The sequence below is a fragment of the Rhodoligotrophos sp. CJ14 genome, from assembly GCF_038811545.1.
In the GTDB taxonomy this organism is placed as follows: Bacteria; Pseudomonadota; Alphaproteobacteria; order Rhizobiales; family Im1; genus Rhodoligotrophos; species Rhodoligotrophos ferricapiens.
In genome coordinates, this window is sequence record NZ_CP133319.1 from 833,547 (window position 1) to 852,623 (window position 19,077).

The 19,077-nt window shown below is 61.9% G+C and carries 15 protein-coding genes; 7 read left to right on the forward strand and 8 right to left on the reverse strand.

Going from position 1 to position 19,077, the window contains the following annotated elements:
• Positions 1 to 11: 11 nt before the first annotated feature.
• The 4 genes from RCF49_RS03835 to RCF49_RS03850 form a co-directional block, all read right to left on the reverse strand.
• Positions 12 to 905 (reverse strand): ABC transporter permease, encoded by an 894-nt coding sequence (locus tag RCF49_RS03835; RefSeq protein WP_342642724.1) that lies wholly within the window; start codon positions 903 to 905, stop codon positions 12 to 14.
• An 11-nt stretch (positions 906 to 916) separates the two neighbouring features.
• Positions 917 to 1,834 (reverse strand): ABC transporter permease, encoded by a 918-nt coding sequence (locus RCF49_RS03840; protein WP_342642725.1) that lies wholly within the window; start codon positions 1,832 to 1,834, stop codon positions 917 to 919.
• Between the two features lie 123 nt (positions 1,835 to 1,957).
• The gene (locus RCF49_RS03845) at positions 1,958 to 3,037 is read right to left on the reverse strand and encodes an ABC transporter substrate-binding protein (protein ID WP_342642726.1); all 1,080 of its coding nucleotides are present in this window, start codon (positions 3,035 to 3,037) and stop codon (positions 1,958 to 1,960) included.
• Between the two features lie 115 nt (positions 3,038 to 3,152).
• Positions 3,153 to 4,538 carry an aspartate aminotransferase family protein gene (locus RCF49_RS03850; protein ID WP_342642727.1) on the reverse strand — a complete coding sequence of 462 codons (1,386 nt, stop codon included), beginning with the start codon at positions 4,536 to 4,538 and terminating at the stop codon, positions 3,153 to 3,155.
• A 299-nt stretch (positions 4,539 to 4,837) separates the two neighbouring features.
• Here RCF49_RS03850 and hpnC point away from each other — a divergent pair, with 299 nt between their 5' ends.
• The 6 genes from hpnC to RCF49_RS03880 all read left to right on the forward strand — a co-directional run bounded on the left by hpnC (position 4,838) and on the right by RCF49_RS03880 (position 12,908).
• Positions 4,838 to 5,707 carry a squalene synthase HpnC gene (gene hpnC / locus RCF49_RS03855; RefSeq protein WP_342642728.1) on the forward strand — a complete coding sequence of 290 codons (870 nt, stop codon included), beginning with the start codon at positions 4,838 to 4,840 and terminating at the stop codon, positions 5,705 to 5,707.
• A gap of 264 nt (positions 5,708 to 5,971) precedes the next feature.
• Positions 5,972 to 7,891: a 1-deoxy-D-xylulose-5-phosphate synthase gene (gene dxs / locus RCF49_RS03860; RefSeq protein ID WP_342642729.1), complete on the forward strand. Its 1,920-nt coding sequence runs from the start codon at positions 5,972 to 5,974 to the stop codon at positions 7,889 to 7,891.
• Positions 7,892 to 7,958: 67 nt separating this feature from the next.
• Positions 7,959 to 8,828, forward strand: coding sequence for a presqualene diphosphate synthase HpnD (gene hpnD, locus RCF49_RS03865; protein ID WP_342642730.1), 870 nt, complete (start codon positions 7,959 to 7,961; stop codon positions 8,826 to 8,828).
• A 52-nt stretch (positions 8,829 to 8,880) separates the two neighbouring features.
• Complete coding sequence (gene hpnE, locus RCF49_RS03870; protein WP_342642731.1) at positions 8,881 to 10,149, forward strand: hydroxysqualene dehydroxylase HpnE; 1,269 nt, start codon at positions 8,881 to 8,883, stop codon at positions 10,147 to 10,149.
• A 73-nt stretch (positions 10,150 to 10,222) separates the two neighbouring features.
• Positions 10,223 to 12,223 (forward strand): squalene--hopene cyclase, encoded by a 2,001-nt coding sequence (gene shc, locus RCF49_RS03875; RefSeq protein WP_342642732.1) that lies wholly within the window; start codon positions 10,223 to 10,225, stop codon positions 12,221 to 12,223.
• 1 nt (position 12,224) lies between these two features.
• Positions 12,225 to 12,908, forward strand: coding sequence for a hypothetical protein (locus tag RCF49_RS03880; RefSeq protein WP_342642733.1), 684 nt, complete (start codon positions 12,225 to 12,227; stop codon positions 12,906 to 12,908).
• Here the strand turns inward: RCF49_RS03880 and hpnH are convergent.
• Complete coding sequence (gene hpnH / locus RCF49_RS03885) at positions 12,879 to 14,078, reverse strand: adenosyl-hopene transferase HpnH (protein WP_342642734.1); 1,200 nt, start codon at positions 14,076 to 14,078, stop codon at positions 12,879 to 12,881. The two genes, RCF49_RS03880 and hpnH, sit on opposite strands and share 30 nt — an antisense overlap.
• A gap of 217 nt (positions 14,079 to 14,295) precedes the next feature.
• Positions 14,296 to 16,860, reverse strand: coding sequence for an MMPL family transporter (locus RCF49_RS03890; RefSeq protein WP_342642735.1), 2,565 nt, complete (start codon positions 16,858 to 16,860; stop codon positions 14,296 to 14,298).
• Between the two features lie 158 nt (positions 16,861 to 17,018).
• On the opposite strand from RCF49_RS03890, the gene RCF49_RS03895 reads away from it, so the two are divergent.
• Complete coding sequence (locus RCF49_RS03895; RefSeq protein WP_342642736.1) at positions 17,019 to 17,369, forward strand: hypothetical protein; 351 nt, start codon at positions 17,019 to 17,021, stop codon at positions 17,367 to 17,369.
• Here RCF49_RS03895 and RCF49_RS03900 read toward each other — a convergent pair.
• Positions 17,349 to 18,212: a CDP-alcohol phosphatidyltransferase family protein gene (locus RCF49_RS03900; protein WP_342642737.1), complete on the reverse strand. Its 864-nt coding sequence runs from the start codon at positions 18,210 to 18,212 to the stop codon at positions 17,349 to 17,351. The genes RCF49_RS03895 and RCF49_RS03900 overlap by 21 nt on opposite strands.
• A gap of 152 nt (positions 18,213 to 18,364) precedes the next feature.
• Positions 18,365 to 19,069, reverse strand: coding sequence for a phosphatidylserine decarboxylase (locus RCF49_RS03905; protein ID WP_342642738.1), 705 nt, complete (start codon positions 19,067 to 19,069; stop codon positions 18,365 to 18,367).
• Positions 19,070 to 19,077 lie beyond the last annotated feature (8 nt).

Consider the following 19,077-nt stretch of genomic DNA (forward strand, 5'->3'; position numbering starts at 1 on the left):
TGAGGCTCCGGCTATTGGGCTGCCGCGCTGGGCGACTGCAGCCGCACCGCGATGATGGTGGCAATGACGGTGATGAGGATGAGCACGGTTGATGCGGCATTGACCTCCGGCGTCACCGAGAACCGCACCATGGAGTAGATCTTCACCGGGAAGGTGATGGCATTGGGCCCCGAGGTGAAGAAGGTGATCACGAAATCATCGAGCGACAGGGTGAAGGCAAGAAGCGCGCCCGCAACCAGCCCCGGCTTGAGAAAGGGCACAATCACGTAGCGGAAGGTCTGCCATTCATTGCCGCCGAGATCGCGCGAGGCCTCCTCGAGCTCCCGGTTGAAACCCGCAAGCCTTGCCCGCACCACGATCGCCACGAACGGGAAGCAGAACGCGATATGCGCGATCATGATGGCGGAGAGGTTGAGCGGCCAGGGCCCACCGCTCGGCCAGCCAATGCCGCCGAAAAAGGTGAGCATGGCAACCCCCATGCAGATCTCCGGCACGACGATAGGGAGCGCCATGAAGCCTTCATAGGCCGGCTTGAAGGGAAATCTGAACCGCCACAGCATGAGCGCGATCATCGCGCCGATGATGGTGGACACAATGGTCGCCACCACCGCGATGGTGAGCGAATTGATGAAGGCCTCGAACAGCGAGGCGTTGTTCCACGCGCGGATATAATAGTCCGTCGTGAACCCCTGCCATACGACGTTGCGGCGCGAATTGTTGAAGGAAAACACCATCAGCGACAGGATGGGCATATAGAGCAGCGCGAGCGTCACCCCGAAAACGGCCCACAGCCAGCGTCGCCGGTGGAACTCGAGCGGCCCCACCCGGCTCTTTGCTGGCGCCAATTGCGGCGCCTTGGCACCCGCCGCGGAGACGTTCCTATTGTCCATTGTCGCTTGCGCCATCCGGCCGCCCCCTAATACCCAGTGCGGGGCTGACGCCCGGCCAGAAGCGAGCGGATCGCGAGCGCAGCAAAGGTCACATACATCAACAGGAACGACAGGGCGCTGCCGAACGGCCAGTCATTGGCTTCCTTGAACTGCCGCGTGATGACATTGCCGATCATCTGCGCATTCGTGCCCCCGAGCAGATCCGGGATGAGGAAGGCGCCGAGGCAGGGAATGAACACGAGGATGATGCCGGAAATCACCCCAGGCATGGTGAGCGGCAGCGTCACCGAGAAGAAGGTGCGCACCTGGCTCGCCCCAAGATCGAGGCTAGCCTCGAGATAGGACTTATCAAGCCGCTCGATCGTGGCATAGAGCGGCAACACCATGAACGGCAGGAAGACATAGACGAGGCCCACCATCAGCGCGAAGCTGTTGTACAGCATGGGCAGAGGCACGAAGCGCTCGCCCAGCAGATGATAATCTCCAAGGCCCACCAGCATCAGCAGTGAATTGCCGAGCTCCCACAGCCATTCGAGAATGGCATTCACATAGCCGTTGCGGCGGAAGACCGCGATCAGCGCATAGGTCCGGATCAACATGTTGATCCAGAATGGCAGGATCATCGCGAGCAGCAGCAGCGTCTTCATGCGCGGCGGCATGAATGCGATGAGAAAGGCGATGGGATAGGCGAGCAGCAGGCACAGCGCCGTGGCAATGGCGCTGATCCAGACCGATTTCCAGATGATCTCGAGATAGATCGGCTCGAGCGCCCGCTGATAATTGGCGAGTGTCCAGGTGATGGCGATATCGAGGATGGAGGTCTTCTCGCCGAAGCTTAAGATCCACACCATCCCCAACGGGATCAGGAAGAAGGCGACGAGCCAGAATGTCCCCGGCAGTGCGAGCACCGCAAAAACGAGCGGATTACGCCTCCAGCTTTCCACGCGATCGCGCCCCCTTCAGCCCTATCTCATCTGCCCGATGGCGAGCCGCCCTCAGCGCCCTCAAATTCAGGCGTGGCGCGGCCATTCACGCGACATGCTCCCCCTTTTGAGCATGCACCGCAATCACGCGGCGTTGATGCGCGTCCAAGCCTCGTCGTAAAGCCGCGTGACCTCCTCGCCCTGATAGAGCCCGGCCTCATATTTGTCCAATGCCTTCTCGGGCGGGAAGATGACGGGGTTCTTCGTATAGCTGTCCGGCATCAGCTTCAGAGCCGCCGCATTGGGTGTGGCGAACTGGATGGTCTTTGCGATCTCCGCATTGACCTTGGGCTCGTTGATGAAGTTGAGGAACTTGTGCGCATTCTCGGGATGCGGAGCACCCACTGGAATGGCCAGGCAGTCCTGCCATAGAAGCCCGCCCTCCTTGGGTGCGGCATAGTTCAGCTCATCATCCTCAGCCATCACCTGCAGGATATCGCCATTCCATTCCTGCGCGAGCACGACTTCGCCGGATGCGAGGAGATCTTGGCCGTTATCATCGGCGAAGACCTTGATCCTGGGCTTCTGAGCGATGATCAGCTCCTCCGCCTGCTTGATCTGTGCGGGATCCTTGGTGTTGAGCGAATAGCCTAGATATTTCAGAGCCGCCTGGATGACGTTCTGCGCGTCGCCCAGCAGCGACATCCGGCCGGCATAGGTGTCCGAATCATAGAGCCACTTCCAACTGTCGGGCGCCTCCTCGACCTCGCTCTTGTTATAGCCGATGCCGATCGTACCCCACATATAGGGCAGCGAATATTTCCGGCCGGGATCGAAGGTTGCATCCTGGAAGCGCTTTTCGATATTGGCGAAGTTCGGGATCTTGTCATGATCGAGCTGCATCAGCATGTTCGCCGCGATCATGCGCTCCACATAATCATTGGTGGGCACAATGACGTCATAGCCGGGATTGCCGCCGCGCAGCTTGGCGAAGAGCTCGTCATTATCCGCAAACAGGTCCATCTTGACCGAGATGCCGGTCGCATCCTTGAACTCCGATAGAGTATCCGGGCCGATATAGGTGTCCCAGTTATAGAAGGTCAGCGCCTTCTCCTCTTCGGAGAACACATCGCGGCTGGCGAAGGTGAGCCCCATCGCGAACACGGCGCTGCCGGCAAGGAACGACCGGCGGCTGGGATGGAGGCGTGGCTTCCTGCGGATCATGCTGAGAGCTCCCGGTTGGGCTGGCTAGGACACCCTGAATGGGTTTTGGGACAGTATTGAATCATGCCATGCGCGCTTCAATACTGTTATCGCCGTTTCATCCCTTAGTAGGAGTTTATTCGATCTCGCTCTTCACATCTTGGTAAGTGAGATCGAAGGCATGCCGTGCCGCAGCGACCAGATCATCGATCTGCTGCTCGGTGATGACGAAGGGCGGCGCCACCACCATCGTATCGAAGCAGGATCGCATGATGAGGCCGCCATTGAAGCAGTGATCGCGGCAGATGAGGCCAACCCGCCCCAGCTTGTCGAAGCGTGCCCGCGTCTTCTTGTTTCTGGTGAGCTCGCAGGCCCCGATGAGCCCCACTGACCGCACTTCCCCGATGATCGGGTGATCGGCGAGGGTCATGAGCTTCTCATGGAAATAGGGCGCGAGTCTGCGGACGCGGTCGACGAGCCCCTCCTCCTCGAGGATCCGGATATTCTCCAGCGCGACGGCGCAGGCCGCCGGATGGCCGGAATAGGTATAGCCATGCAGGAATTCCCCGCCATGCTCGTAGAGATAGTTCGCAACCTCATCGCACACCGCGACCGCCCCGATCGGCAGGTAGCCCGATGACAGCCCCTTGGCCATCGGCACGATATCGGCCTCGATGCCGAACGTGTCCAAGCCGAACCACTCGCCCGTGCGCCCGAAGCCGCAGATCACCTCATCCGAGATGAGCAATACGTCGTATGTCTTGCAGATCCGGTTGATCTCGGGCCAATAGGTCCGCGGCGGAATGATGACCCCGCCTGCCCCCTGAATGGGCTCTCCGATAAAGGCGGCCACATTGTCGGGCCCAAGCTCCAGGATCTTGTCTTCCACCGCCTTGGCGGCTTTGAGTCCGAACTCATCCGGTGAGAGATCGCCGCCGAGGTCAAACCAATGCGGCTGCAGCACGTGGTGTATGCCGGCCAGAGGAAGATCACCTTGCGCATGCATGCCCGCCATGCCGCCGAGGCTGGCCGAGGCCATGGTCGAGCCGTGATACGCGTTGTGGCGCGCGATGAACGCCTTCTTCTGCGGCTTGCCCCGAACATTGTTATAGTGCCGGACGAGGCGGAAGATCGTGTCATTCGCCTCCGACCCCGAATTCACGAAGAACACCTTGTTGAAGCGCTCCGGCAAAAGGCGCGCGACCTTTGTGGCAAGCTCGATTGCCGGCACATGCGATGTCTTGAAGAACGTGTTGTAATAGGGCAGCTCCAGCATCTGCCGATAGGCGGCTTCGGCAAGCTCCTTGCGGCCATAGCCGATATTCACGCACCACAGGCCCGACATGCCATCGAGCATGCGCCGCCCGGCACTGTCCCAAAGATAAACGCCATCCGCATGGGTGATGATGCGCGTGCCGCCCTCACCATCGAGCGACTTGTGATCAGTGAAGGGGTGTAAGTGATGGGAGCGGTCGAGGGCGCGGAGCTCATCCGCATTGAAATTGATGGGCTGACGGTTCATGTCTTCGTCTCCTGCTCTTCCGGATTTCCGCACAATTGCGGCACATGTGGTTTCGGCAAGGCTAAGGAGACCTAAGGATTGTACCCCATGCGCGCGCACAGGATCAGAAGCTCGTCATGCGCTGTTCGCGAGCTTAATATTAAGGCAGGGTCCTGTCGCGCAAAGTCGGTCACGCATGTCCACGTCGTTATTGGCCTGCGCCCAGTTTTGACGATGCCCGCCATAACCGTCAAGCCGAGGCCTTGGGTCGGCAACTCGCCCCTTGAGCTTGCAGCCCAAATCAGCGAAAGAGCCCGGCCATGAATGCAACGACTGAACATCAGACCGCCCTCATCGAGACCCCTTCCGGCAAGGGAGCGGCAGATGAGAACTTCCCCGTGGGCTCCTGGCTGCTGCCGGCGAGGCTTCGGCCGCATGTGGCATGCTATTATGCCTTTGCCCGTGCGATCGATGATATCGCCGATGATCCGCAGCTTTCCTCCGCCGCAAAGGTCGAGCGGCTCGATCTCTTTGCGCGCGCCTTGCGTGACCCCGTGCTGGCCGAGCGGCCGGGATTGGAGAAGGCGAAGGCCGCGGCCGCAATGCTCAGGCAGACGGGCATCGACGATCGCCACTGCCTGGATCTGATTTCCGCCTTCAAGCAGGACGCGGTGAAGAACCGGTACCGGAACTGGGACGAGCTCATCGATTATTGTGATCGTTCGGCATCCCCCGTCGGCCGCTTCCTTCTAGACCTGCATGGGGAGGATCGCTCGGGCTATGTGTCCTCCGACGCGCTCTGCAATGCCTTGCAGGTGATCAATCATTTGCAGGATTGCGGCAAGGACCGCGCCAATCTGGACCGGGTCTATCTTCCCATCGAATGGCTCGATGATGAAGGCGTGAGCGTCGCGGCATTAGACCGCCCACGGACAAGTCCCGGCCTGCGCCGGGTCTTGGATCGCTGCCTTGAGGGCACGAGCGCACTTCTGCGCGAAGCCGACCGTCTGCCCGGCCGCTTGCGGGATCGCCGCCTGGCCATGGAATCGGCGGTGATCGTGAAGATCGCTTGGAAGCTGGTGCATGAGCTTGGCCATCGCGATCCCTTGGCCGAACGTGTGGTCTTGACCAAGCCACAATTCGTCATTTGTGGCCTTTCCGGCGTGCGTACCGCCTGGCTTGCCCGCTAATTCCACGAGATCGCAACTATGGCAAACAAATCACAGTTCTACGTCGTGGAAACTATAAATCAAGCAATTGTGCGGGTTTCCGGGAAAGAGATTTGCCTGGAAGCCCGCGGATGTTAAAGTCATTCTCAGGAGCGTGCCTTGGACACGGGGTGGCAGAGCCGAAAGTGCCGCGACGAAACAAGGTTCGGGACGGCTGAAAGCACTGCTGGAGCGAGGACTGGGGCATCCGCTTCGACGGGGATGCGCTGAGCAATTCGAGGAAAAATGGTTGTTACACCGCTTCTAGATACGGTCGCGTGCCCGGCCGATCTGCGCAAACTCGACAAGCGTCAGTTACGTCAACTCGCAGATGAGCTGCGTGCGGAAACGATTGACGCCGCGGCCGTGACGGGGGGTCACTTTGGCGCCGGGCTTGGCGTGGTCGAGCTGACGGTTGCTCTCCATTACGTGTTCAACACACCGGACGATCGCCTCATCTGGGATGTCAGCCACCAGGCCTATCCTCACAAGATTCTGACCAGTCGGCGGGACGGCATTCGCAGCATTCGCCAGCGCAATGGGCTGCACGGCTTCACCAAACGCACCGAAAGCGAATATGATCCCTTTGGCGCGGCCCATAGCTCGACCTCGATTTCCGCAGGTCTCGGCATGGCGGTGGCCCGCGACTTCGCGGGACGCGACAACAATGTGATCGCGGTGATCGGCGATGGCGCCATGAGCGCCGGCATGGCCTATGAGGCCATGAACAATGCCGGGGCTCTGGATTCAAGGCTGATCGTCGTCCTCAATGACAATGGCATGTCGATCGCCCCCGCGGTTGGCGCGCTCACCAACTATCTCTCCTGGCTGATTTCCTCGCGCCCCTTCCTGTCCCTGCGCGATATCGGCAAGCAGCTTGCCAGCCGCTTCCCCAAGAGCTTTCAGAAGGCTGCGGCGCGTGCGGATGAATATGCGCGCGGCATGCTCTTTGGCGGCACGCTCTTTGAGGAGCTCGGCTTCTATTATGTCGGCCCAGTGGATGGGCACGACATGGACACGCTCGTGCCCATTCTGCAGAATGTGCGCGATGCCGACACGCTCGGCCCCGTTCTCCTGCATGTGGTGACCGAGAAGGGCAAGGGCCATCCCTTCGCCAAGCCGAGCCCCGAGAAATATCACGCGGTCGGCAAGTTCGATCCCGTCACCTTCGAACCGAAGACGGTCGTCTCCAACCATCCGACCTATACGGAGGTTTTTGCCGATGCGCTCGTAAAGGAGGCCGAGAAGGACGAGCGGATCGTGGCGATCACCGCCGCCATGCCGGGTGGCACGGGGCTCGACAAATTTGCCGAGCACTTCCCCAAACGGTGTTTTGATGTCGGCATTGCCGAACAGCATGCGGTGACCTTCGCCGGCGGACTTGCCGTGGAAGGCATGAAGCCTTTCACCGCGATCTACTCGACCTTCCTGCAGCGCGCCTTCGACCAGGTCGTGCATGACATAGCTCTCCAGCGTCTGCCGGTCCGTTTCGCCATCGACCGCGCGGGCCTTGTGGGCCAGGACGGCCCCACCCATGCCGGCAGCTATGACATCACCTACCTGGCCTGCCTGCCGGATTTCGTGGTGATGGCCGCTGCAGACGAGGCTGACCTTGTCCACATGGTGGCGACCGCCGCCGCGATCGATGACCGCCCCTGCTCCTTCCGCTATCCACGGGGCGAAGGCGTTGGCGTCGAGCTGCCGCAGGACGGCACGCCCCTGCCGATTGGCAAGGGCCGCATCGTCGAGGAAGGCACCAAGGTCGCGCTCCTCTCCTTTGGTGGCAGGCTCGCGGAATGCCGGAAGGCGGCAGCGGAGCTTAAGGCGCTTGGTCTCTCCACCACCGTTGCGGATGCGCGCTTCGCCAAGCCCTTGGACGAGGATCTTATCCGCCAGCTCGTGCTCAACCACGAAGTGCTGATCACCATCGAGGAAGGCTCGATTGGCGGCTTTGGCTCGCATGTGCTGCACTTCCTTGCAACGAACAACCTTCTCGATCGCGGCGCCAGAATCCGCCCGATGTGCCTGCCCGACCGGTTCATCCTGCATGGCTCCATGACCGAGCAATATGACGATGCCGGGCTGCAGGCTCAGCACATCGTCGCCGAGGTCTTCAAGGCGATCGGTCAAGAGCATAAGGTCCTCGAACTCAAGGCTAAGGCCTGAACGGCCGGCCAGTTTCGATATGGTTGCTGCAGGTCCTATTTCTGGCCAAACGAACGGCCGAGGCGCGGTGGAGTTTTCGGGCCCTCCCGATCTGGACCACGCCGAGGTTGAGGCTGTGGTGCGCAATGCCTCGTCTTCGTTCTTTTGGGCCATGCGGATTTTGCCCCGCCACAAGCGCTCGGCGATCTTTGCCGTCTACGCTTTCTGTCGGAATGTGGACGACATTGCCGACGAGGAGGCACCACTTGCTCAGAAGCAGGCGGGCCTTGATGAATGGCGGCGGGAGATCGATGCGCTCTATGGCGAAGGCGAGGTGCGCTCTCCCCTGGCCCGGGCGCTCGCCGGCCCGATCCGCGACTATGACCTCATGAAGGCGGATTTCGAGGCGGTGATCGATGGCATGGCCATGGACGCGGGCGAGCCGATCTTCGCGCCGAGTGTCGCCGAACTCGACCTCTATTGTGACCGGGTCGCCTGCGCGGTCGGCAGGCTGTGCGTTCATATCTTCGGCGAGCCCAATTCGCGCGGCCGCGCGGTTGCAGACGCGCTTGGGCGCGCCCTGCAGCTCACCAACATTCTGCGCGATGTCCATGAGGATGCCGAGCGGGGACGGCTCTATTTGCCGCGCGACCTGCTCGATCACCATGGCATCCGGGTCACGACCGCAGAGGCAGTCACGCGCCATCCCGCCTATCCCGCCTTATGGCGCGATCTGGCGCGGCGAGCCGAGGATGCATTCTCGCGGGCGCGCCAGGCGCTGCAGCGATGCGACCGCCGCAAGATGCGGCCTGCGCGGATCATGATGGAAGTCTACCATCGCGATCTGACCCGCATGGTGGCCTTGCCCGATAGCGACCTTGCCGACCCGCTCGTCTCGAAGCGTTTGGTGGGCAAAGGTGAGCGACTGCTGATCGCCTTACGCTACGCATTGCTTTAGAACACGCCAGGGGGATCTCGCCGGTAGGGATGGCTCGCGCCAAATCCGATTAATGTCTTATGTCCATATCATAGGGGCTGGCCTTGCCGGACTTTCCGCGGCGGTCGAGCTGACCAAGGCCGGCCGGGCGGTGAAGCTTTGGGAACAGGCTGCCCGTGCTGGTGGCCGCTGTCGCTCGTTCCACGACGCAGCCCTCGACCGGCTGATCGACAACGGCAATCACCTTCTGCTCTCCGGCAATCGCTCAGCCCAAAAATTTCTGGAGACGATCGGCGCAGCCGACCGGCTGATCGGACCGGATCGGGCGCGCTTTCCCTTCCTGGATGTCCGCACCGGCCAACGTTGGGTGATCGCGCCCAATTTCGGGAGGCTGCCCTGGTGGATGTTCGTGCCCTCCCGGCGCGCGCCGGGCACCCGCGCCGGTGATTATCTGGCCGGCCTGCGCCTCCTGCGGGCCGATCCCCGCGCGACTGTCAGCGAGGTGCTGGCGGTTGATGATCGCGCCATGGAGCTCTACTGGGACCCGGTCGTGGTGGGCATTCTCAATGCGCCCCCCGATCTTGCCGCCGCAACCCTGCTCAAGCCGGTCTTGACCGAGATCTTCGCCCGCGGCGGAGCCGCCTGCCGGCCGCGCATCGCCGCTCACGGTCTCTCGGACACCTTCATCGATCCGGCCCTCGCCTGGCTTGCCCGCCACGGGGTCGACATCACCTATGGCGCGCGGCTTGCAAGCCTCGTGCATGACGGCACGCGGCTGACATCCCTGTCTTTCACGCGCGAGGCGGTGGATCTTGGCCCCGATGACCAGGTTATCCTGGCGGTGCCTGCCCCCGTCGCCGCGGATCTCGTGCATGGCCTTACCGTACCCGCTGCCCATGCGCCCATCGTCAATGTCCATTTCCGCCTCGACCATGAGCCGCGCCTGCCTCCAGATCTGCCGCTGATCGGCATCGTCGGTGGCGTCGCGCAATGGATCTTCGTGCGCGACGATGTCGCCTCCGTCACGGTGAGCTCCGCGCAGGCCTTGGCGGAACGGGCAGCCGATGACGTTGCCGAAGCCGTCTGGGCGGATGTTGCAAAGGCGCTTGGCCAGCCTAACGCCCCGATGCCGCTCTGGCGGGTGATCAAGGAGCGTCGCGCCACCTTCGAGCAGACGCCGCAACAGATAGAGCTGCGCCCCAAGCCCCAGACCCGCTTTTCCAATCTGGTGCTCGCCGGAGATTGGACCGCGACCGGCCTGCCCGCCACCATCGAGGGCGCGATCCGGTCGGGCTCTTTTGCCGCTGATGCCTTGGCCAGATCCGGCAAGGCTTCAACTTGACAAAGGTCTGCCGACGCGCAACTCAACCCCGCGAGATCAATCTTGAAGAAACTGACCCTGCCGAAGGAAGATCATGACGTTGACAACACCCGGCCACCGATCGAGTGAAAACAAGGGAGGACCGGCTAGCGTCGATGCGGATCTCTTTTCCCGGATCGACCAGACCGTTACTGAAGCAGCAGAGGCGCTTGCGGCTCTGCAGCAGGATGATGGTCATATCCTGTTTGAGCTAGAGGCGGATGCAACTATCCCCGCCGAGTATATCTTTCTCAACCACTTCTTAGGGGATCTCGAGCCTGAGCTCGAGGCCGAGCTTGGCGAGTATCTCCGGCTGACCCAGTCGGAAAAGCATGGCGGGTGGCCGCTTTATTACGACGGCGACTTCAACATCTCGGCCTCCGTGAAGGCCTACTTCGCCTTGAAGCTGATCGGCGATGCCCCTGACGCGCCGCATATGGCGCGCGCGCGCGAGGCGATCCTGGCGCATGGTGGCGCGGAGACTTCGAATGTCTTCACGCGCTATATCTTGGCCCTGTTCGGTGAGGTCCCGTGGCATGCGATTCCGGCCATGCCCATCGAGCTGATGCTGATGCCGCGCTGGTTTCCGGTGAACATGTGGAAATTCTCCTACTGGTCCCGGACAGTCATCGCCCCCCTGCTCATTCTCGCGTCCTTGCGGCCACGGGCGGCCAATCCGAACCGAGGCTCCGTCCAGGAGCTCTTCCGCACCCCGCCGGAGAAGATCAAGACGTGGCTGACCAACCCGACCGGCAGTGCCTGGGGCGAATTTTTCCTCAAGCTAGACAAGCTGCTGCAGCCGGCCGAGCGGCATGTTTTCCCCCGCCTCTTCACCCGCAAGCGGGCGATCAACGCGGCCGTGGACTTCATCACCCCGAGGCTGAATGGCGAGGACGGGCTGGGCGCCATCTTTCCGGCCATGGCCTTCACGATCATGTCGTTCCATTCGCTTGGCTATCCCAAAGATCATCCTGATCTTGCGATTGCACGCCGGTCGGTCCGCAAGCTCATCGTTGATCATCGCGACAAGCGCGGCGACCGTCCGCGCTATGTACAGCCCTGTGTCTCGCCCGTCTGGGATACCGCGCTGGCCGCCCATGCGCTTGCCGAAGCCCGCATTCCAGATGCTGACGCCAAGATCAACAAGGCCTGCGAGTGGCTCGTCGACCGGCAAATCACGGACGTCAAGGGCGACTGGGCGATCAACGCGCCCGATCTCGCCCCAGGTGGCTGGGCCTTCCAGTTCCGGAACGACTACTATCCCGATGTCGATGACACCGCCGTTGTCGGCATGCTCCTGCACCGGGCCGATCCCGTTGCTCACAAGGAGGCGATCGACAAGGCACTTGCCTGGATCGAGGGCATGCAGAGCAGCAATGGCGGCTGGGGTGCCTTCGATATCGACAATAACGCAGATTTCCTGAACTCGATACCTTTCGCCGATCACGGCGCGCTGCTCGATCCGCCAACTGCGGATGTCACTGCCCGCTGCCTGAGCTTTCTCGCCCAGGCCGGCTATTCTCGCGAGCACCCGGTGGTGCGCCGGGGCATAGACTACCTCAAGGCCGAGCAGGAGGAAGACGGCTCCTGGTTCGGCCGCTGGGGCACCAACTACGTCTATGGCACCTGGTCAGTGCTCTGCGCGCTCAACGCCGTCGGCGAGGATATGCAGGCCCCCTATATCCGCAAGGCCGTTAACTGGCTGCTCACCCGCCAGCGCGAAGATGGTGGCTGGGGCGAGGATGGTGCGACTTACTGGCAGGAACGCCGCGCCGAAGCAAAGGAATCAACCGCCTCGCAGACGGCGTGGGCTTTGCTTGCCTTGATGGCCGCCGGCGAGGTAGATAATCCAGCCGTAGCTCGGGGCATCCGCCACATACTCGATTCGCCCAGGGAAGGCGCAAATTGGAAAGAGCCATGGTACACGGCTGTCGGCTTTCCCCGGGTGTTTTACCTGCGCTATCACGGCTACAGTTCTTACTTTCCGGTGTGGGCGCTCTCCCGTTTCCGCAATCTGAAGCGCGGCAACAGCAAGCAAGTCCTCTGGGGGATGTGACTTGAACGTCCGTGTCACGACTAGGCTGCCGGTCAAGCCCGGCATTGTCACCGGGCTGGCTTTCGAAGCAACGATCGCGCGCACCAAAGCACCATTTGCTCCCATAGCGTGTCACGGACCTGGTCTGTCCAGGGCTATAGCGGCGGCACGTGCGCTCTTGTCCACCGGCGTCGACGCCCTGGTCAGCTTCGGCGTCGCTGGCGCCCTTGATCCAAGTCTCCGCCCGGGCACCGCTGTCCTCCCACAGCGTGTGATTGACGGCAATGGTGAGGCGTTCTCCTGCGATGATGGTTGGCGCGGTGTGGTTCTCGCACGCACCCCGACCCTTGACAGCCAAGGTGACCTCCTAACCGCCACCGACCCGGTCACCTGTGCCCGGCATAAAGCAACCGTGTTTGAGACGAGTGGCGCGCGGGTGGTCGACATGGAAAGCGCCGGCATTGCGGCCGTTGCGCGCGAGCACGGCGTACCCTTCATCGCCCTGAGGGTCGTGCTGGATGAGGCACGTCACACCATCCCGCGAGCGGCGATGGCGGGAATGCGCCCGGATGGCGAGACGAGCGCCGCAGCAACCATTGCTGCCCTGCTGCGGCGCCCTCACGATATTGTGGATCTATTACGGCTGGCCCGCGCCAATCAGGCGGCGCGACAAGGCTTAGCTCGCCTTGCTCATCTCGCCTTTTGAACCTTTGCGGTTGATCAGCGTGACCTTCGCCCGCTTCGGTTTCTCTGGCTGCGGGTTCTCGTGGATCTCCGCAAGCGCCTTGCTGACATGGCTCTCGAAGACATATTCCGCCGGCCGCTGATTATCGAGCGAGATTTCCGGCGCCATGTCGCCTTCCGTCTTGAACCCGCCGAGCCACACCTTGAGTGCCTTCAGGGGATGCGCAACCGTGTCATTGACAGCCGTGGGCTCGAAGCCGCAATGCACCATGCAATTGGCGCACTTCTCGTACTTGCCCGTGCCATAGCTGTCCCAATCGGTGGTCTCCATGAGCTCCTTGAAAGAGGAGACATAGCCTTCGCCGATGAGATAGCAGGGCTTCTGCCAGCCGAAGATATTGCGGGTCGGGTTTCCCCAGGGCGTGCAGCTATAGTTCTGATTGCCCGCGAGGAAATCGAGATAAAGGCTCGACTGGTTGAACACCCATTTCGTCGCGCTCTGTTTGCCGCGGCGGAAGATGTCGCGGAACAGAGTCTTGGTTTGACGCCGGGAGAGGAAGTGATCCTGTGCCGGTGCCCGCTCATAGGCATAGCCCGGCGAAACCGTGATGCCCTCGACCCCCAAGCCCATCACGAAGTCGAAGAACTCGGCGGTCCGTTCGGCATCGGCCGTATTGAACAGCGTGCAGTTCACCGTCACCCGGAAGCCGCGCTTGACCGCTTCCTGGATGGCCTCGACCGCGCGATCGAAAGTGCCCTCCTGGTCGACCGCCTTGTCATGCTCATCCTTGAGCCCGTCCAGATGGATCGACAGGGTGAGATAGGGGCTTGGCGTGAACAGATCGAGCTTCTTCTTCAGCAGCAATGCGTTCGTACAGAGATAGACGAACTTCTTGCGCGCGACGATGCCGGAGACGATCTGATCGATTTCCTTATGGATCAGTGGTTCGCCTCCTGGAATGGAGACGATCGGCGCACCGCACTCATCCACCGCCTGCAGGCATTCCTCGACGGAAAGCCGCTTATCGAGGATCGGCTTGGGATAGTCGATCTTCCCGCAGCCTGGACACGCCAGATTGCACCGGAACAACGGCTCGAGCATAAGCACCAGCGGATAGCGCTTGTTACCGGCGAGCTTCTGCTTGAGGATGTAACCCCCTACGCGCACCTGCTGGATAAATGGTACTGCCACAGCAGCCTCTTCATGACCGCGCCGACCCGAGGAAGCTTTGCCAATATTGGCCGCCTCGTTCGGACGCTTGATAATCCTGAGCCAGCGTTCAGCAATGGCTGAAAAGACCCTCGACCGTCAAGTGCGACCGGATCGATCGCGTTCCAATACCGCACCCTTAGGTTAATTGATCCATGCTGTGACTTTGCTGCCGCAGCATTCTGATGCACTGCGGTAACTAATGGCTATCTCTGCGCAGGGTGAGCTGCACGAGTGTCGGCAGCACCAAAAAAATGCAGAGAAGAAGAAGGAAACCGCCCATCACCAGGAATCGACCGACCACCACCAGGCTCGGGAGCGGCGACAGCAGCAGCAGCGCCGAAACGGCCATGACGCACAGCAACGACCAAAACACGGCCCGCGGCGTGCTCGGTCTGGTTGCACCCTGATGGGCCATGCTTTCTCGGGCCCGCATGATCATCTTGACGCAATTGCCAACCCCGATGCCGATGAGGATTGGTAGCGCGACGAGGGCCAGGGGAATGATCTTGAGCCCCATGACCACAGTGGCGCCGGTGAGAATGAGACCCGCAAGCCCGATGGGAACCGACACGAGCAAAACGTCGTAAATCTTTGGCAGGGTGAGGAAAAGCAGGAGTGCGAGCCCCGCGGATGCGATCGCCAGGGCAAAGAGGCTCGAGGTCTTGAGAAACGAGCCGGTCGCCACCGCATCGATGGCAGGCCCGCTGGCATCTGGTGCAACGCTCTGCACCGCGCTGACGAAACGGCGCAGCGTTTCCGTATCCCCAAGGTCGCCCTTGGCTGATACCTCGATCAAGTAATCGTCACTGGGCGAGAGAAACCGCCTTTTGAGCTCAGAGTCCAGCGTGTCCAGCGAAATCCGATTGGCATCCGCAAGCGCCCTCACCCTCACCGTGGTCTCCCGCAGACTACCGACCAGCGCGGATTCGAGGCCCGTTACCGCGGCCCCATCCGACCCTACCTTCTCGATGTAATTCCGTATCGTATCCTCAAGCGTCCCCGCCGCAGCCCGCGCTTCCGGCGGTGCCGAAGATTGGGTGAGGCTATGGACCACCTCGCTCAGTTGCACCAGCGCATTGGTTTCCGCGGGCAATTCTCCCGGAACCTGCAGTTCGCTTTCTCTTGCCTCGGGCAGGCTCGCCTGAATACCCCTCAACATGGCCAGCTTGGTCGACTGGCCGCTGGGAATGAAGCTGAACACGCTCGCAACCCCGGCAACCTCGGGCATGGCCTCCAATCGTGCGATGACGTCGCGGGCGGGCCCCACACCCTTCACCAGCACATGCGCTGCCCCCTGCGAGCCGATCCCCGCCCCATGATCGAGATCCCGGTCGAATTCCACCTGGTGCAGCAGAAACATGGCCGTAATGGCCGCAACCATGATGGGCAATGTGATCGCCAGCCGAACCGGTTGCGCCGTGAGTGCCGCGCCGATCGTCTGTAACACTTGCCCGCCAACGCCCGCTCGCTGCCGTGGCGTGAGCGGCAGGATACTGAGCAGCGCCGGCATGGCCACCATCGTGACCAGCCACATGATGCCCATGGCAGCGGCGGCAAATCCCGCAAGCTTCGCGATGCCGGTCAGGCCCGTCGCCCAGAAGGCTGCAAAAGCAACGGCCATCACCAGGGCATAGATCAGCAGCGGCGGCCCGAACGAATAAGCGGCACCCGCGATCGCAAGCGGATGCTCGCGCCCCGCCAGCCGTTCCTCGCGATAGCGAAGCGCCGCCAGGAACGGCCCATCGAAGCTCAACGCCACAATGACGATCGCAAGCACATAGGCAGGCAGCGTGAGAGATCCGACGAGAGCACCGGCAGCGCCCGCAACGAGGGCAAGGCTCACGGCGGAGGCCAGGAGAGACGCGATGAACAGCCGAATGGACCGCAGCGCGAGGAGCGCAACGATCGCCGCCAGCACGAATGCGACAACCAGGGCATGCAACGCCCAGCCTGTAAGCCTGCTGAGGTCAAGCGGTCCGCTGCCTTGCCCAACCGCAAGCGCGATGCGCGCCCTTCCAGGGCCGGTGATCGCCGGATCCTGGGCGAGCGCCCTGAGGGTTGCAAATGCGGCGGGATCCTCGCTGAGCTGAACCGAAATCCGCCATTGCTGCCGATTTCGGTTGAGATCGCCGACCAGAATGCCCTGCCAATCGACCGTCGCCGGCTTCTGGTCGATGAGGCTCTGGATCACCCGATCAAGTTCCGTGAGCAGCGCAGCCCCCTCCCGCGGGAAGATATTCATCTGCGCCGCGATCCCGAGCTGGTCGAGTGCGGTCGACAGGCCGACGAGGTCCGGTTGGGTATGGAGGAGATCGATCAACGGCATCCACCGCCGCAACCGCGCCGCGACCGCCTGCGTCTCCTGTGGGCTCAGCAGCAAAAGGCCGTTCTGCTCATAGAATGGTCCAAGACCCGGCGCGAAGACATCGCTGAACAGGCTTGGTCGATCATCGAGCGCCGCAGTGAGCCGGCTGGCCGCCTCGCGCGCGATCGTCGGGTCATCCGCCTCGACGATGGCCGTGACGGCTCCCCCCGCAATCCAGGGGAACAGGGCCTCTGCTTGGCGCGCGGCCTGCCGGAACGGGACGTCCCTGGCCACGATCCGCGTCTCTCTGAAATCGAGATCGAGCACGCGGTAACCGGCATAGCCTGCCGCAGCCGCCAGCGCGATGAGACAGACCAGCAGCCAAATGGCATGGCGAGCTGCCCAAGCAGCCCACGAGGCGGCCAGCCCGCCGAGCTTGACACCTAGGCGCGACAAAAGCTTCAGCCTCCTACTTGCACCTCTACACGACCGATCACCCAACGCTCATCCGGAATTTCGCGGCCGCGCCGCACGACGAGCCATGAGATCATGTTTTTTCTATGCATGATGCGGCGGCCCCTAGTATGTGATCAGCTGAGCAGAAGGGGGGTGGCATGTCGGCACGGCACTGGGGCACGAGCATCGGCGCGGCAATGCTCGCAATTGGCATCATCGCCACCGCAGCAGCTCAGGAAGATCTCGATGAGACACCCGCCGGGCAATGCTGGCAATCTTACACCTTGTGTATCGAGGCAGCCTTTCAGGAGGAAGCCTGGCGCAGCGCCTGTTATGCCGATCTGACCGCGTGCCTCAATGAGACAAGGCCGGCGCGCTGTCATCCATCGGCTCAAGCCTATTGCGCCGATTTCCTCAACCGCTGCCGGGAAGTCGGCTCCGGAACGCCCGATATCCAATCCCAATGTCGAGCTGACCACGACGCCTGCCTAATGAGTTTCGGTTGTTGATGCAGGCCCGGTGCCCTGCTGATCTTCCAGAACCCGCTGCTGATAGGCGCGTGCCTGTCTCTGGTAGTTGCGATAACCGATCGGCAGCATCGCGAGATAGATCACCGCGATGGCCGTAAGCACTTGCCATGGGAAGCTCATCAGCAATGCGATGAACAGCACCATGAGCAGGAGGATGGGCAGCACGACATCACGGCGCACCCGCTGCCCGAGCGTCTTGCCGGAGAAGGTCGGCAGCTTGCTCACCATGAGCACGGCGATGATCGCCACATAGGGAAGGATGAACCACGCGGCGTCCGGACCATCGGGAATGACCCCGAGAAAGCCGAGGAAGAGCGGTGCCAGGGCGAGCCCCGCCCCGGCTGGCGCCGGCACGCCGGTGAAGAAATTGCTCTTGAAGGGCGGCGCATCCGGGTCATCCAGCGCCACATTGAAGCGGGCGAGCCGCAATCCACAACAGATCGCCAGCGCAAGACAAACGATCCAGCCGACGCTCTTGAGCTCGTGCAGCGACCAGAGATAGAGCAGGACCGCCGGCGCAACGCCGAAGTCGACGAAATCCGCGAGCGAATCGAGCTCCGCCCCGAAGCGCGAGGTGCCTTTCAGCAGCCGGGCGATCCGGCCATCCAGCGCGTCCAGCAGAATGGCGAGAATGATGCCGGCCACCGCGAGTTCGAACCGCCCCTCGACCCCGAGGCGGATCGCCGTCACGCCCGCGCACATCGCGAGCAGCGTGATCAGGTTGGGCAGAAGAAAGCGCACCGGCACCTTTTTGAACCGGCGCAATCTCTGCTCGCGGGATCGCTGAATGGGATCAAGCGATTCGCTGCCGCGCCACTCCATTCACGTCTCCTCTATTGACCATAGCCTCGGCCGCCGGACGACCAATGCAGCCCGCTTTACAGCATGTTCTTGATGCATGGTCACCTTGTTTCCCCGGACACGGATCATTTCAAAATGCTGAAGCCTGGCGCTCGCGCCTCAAGCTGCGCCCGTCATCCAAGTCGCGCCACGCGCTCCGGTTCGCTCGAGTTGAGATCCGCCAGCACCGTTTCGCCGGCAATCGCCCTCTGGCCAATCGCCACCAGCGCGGTCTTGCCCACAGGCAGGAAGACATCGACGCGGCTGCCGAAACGGATGAGGCCGACCCTCTCGCCCACGGCAACTTGGGTTTCCGGCCGCACGAAGGGCACGATGCGCCTGGCGATAAGGCCCGCGATCTGCACCATGCCGATCTCCGTGCCGTCTGCCATCTGAACGACGAGCGCCTGACGCTCATTGTCTTCGCTCGCCTTGTCGAGCTCCGCATTGATGAACTTACCCGGGATATAGTTCATCCGCACCACGCGGCCTGGAACCGGCGACCGGTTCACATGCACATCGAACACATTCATGAAGATCGAGACGCGCAGCCGCGGTTCAGGTCCAAAGCCAAGCTCCGGAGGCGGACTGACCGACTGGATCGCGCTGATTCGGCCATCGGCCGGGCTGATGATTAGGCCATCGCGTAACGGGGTGACCCGGTCGGGATCGCGGAAGAAATAGGCACACCACAGCGTGAGGATCACGCCGATCCAGCCAAGCGTGTCCGAGACCAGCCAAAACAACAGCAGTGTGATCACCGCAAAAATGGCGATGAACCGGTAGCCTTCCCGGTGGATCGGCGTCAGTGCCGCCCTGATGGAAGCAAGGATATCCATATCAGTGT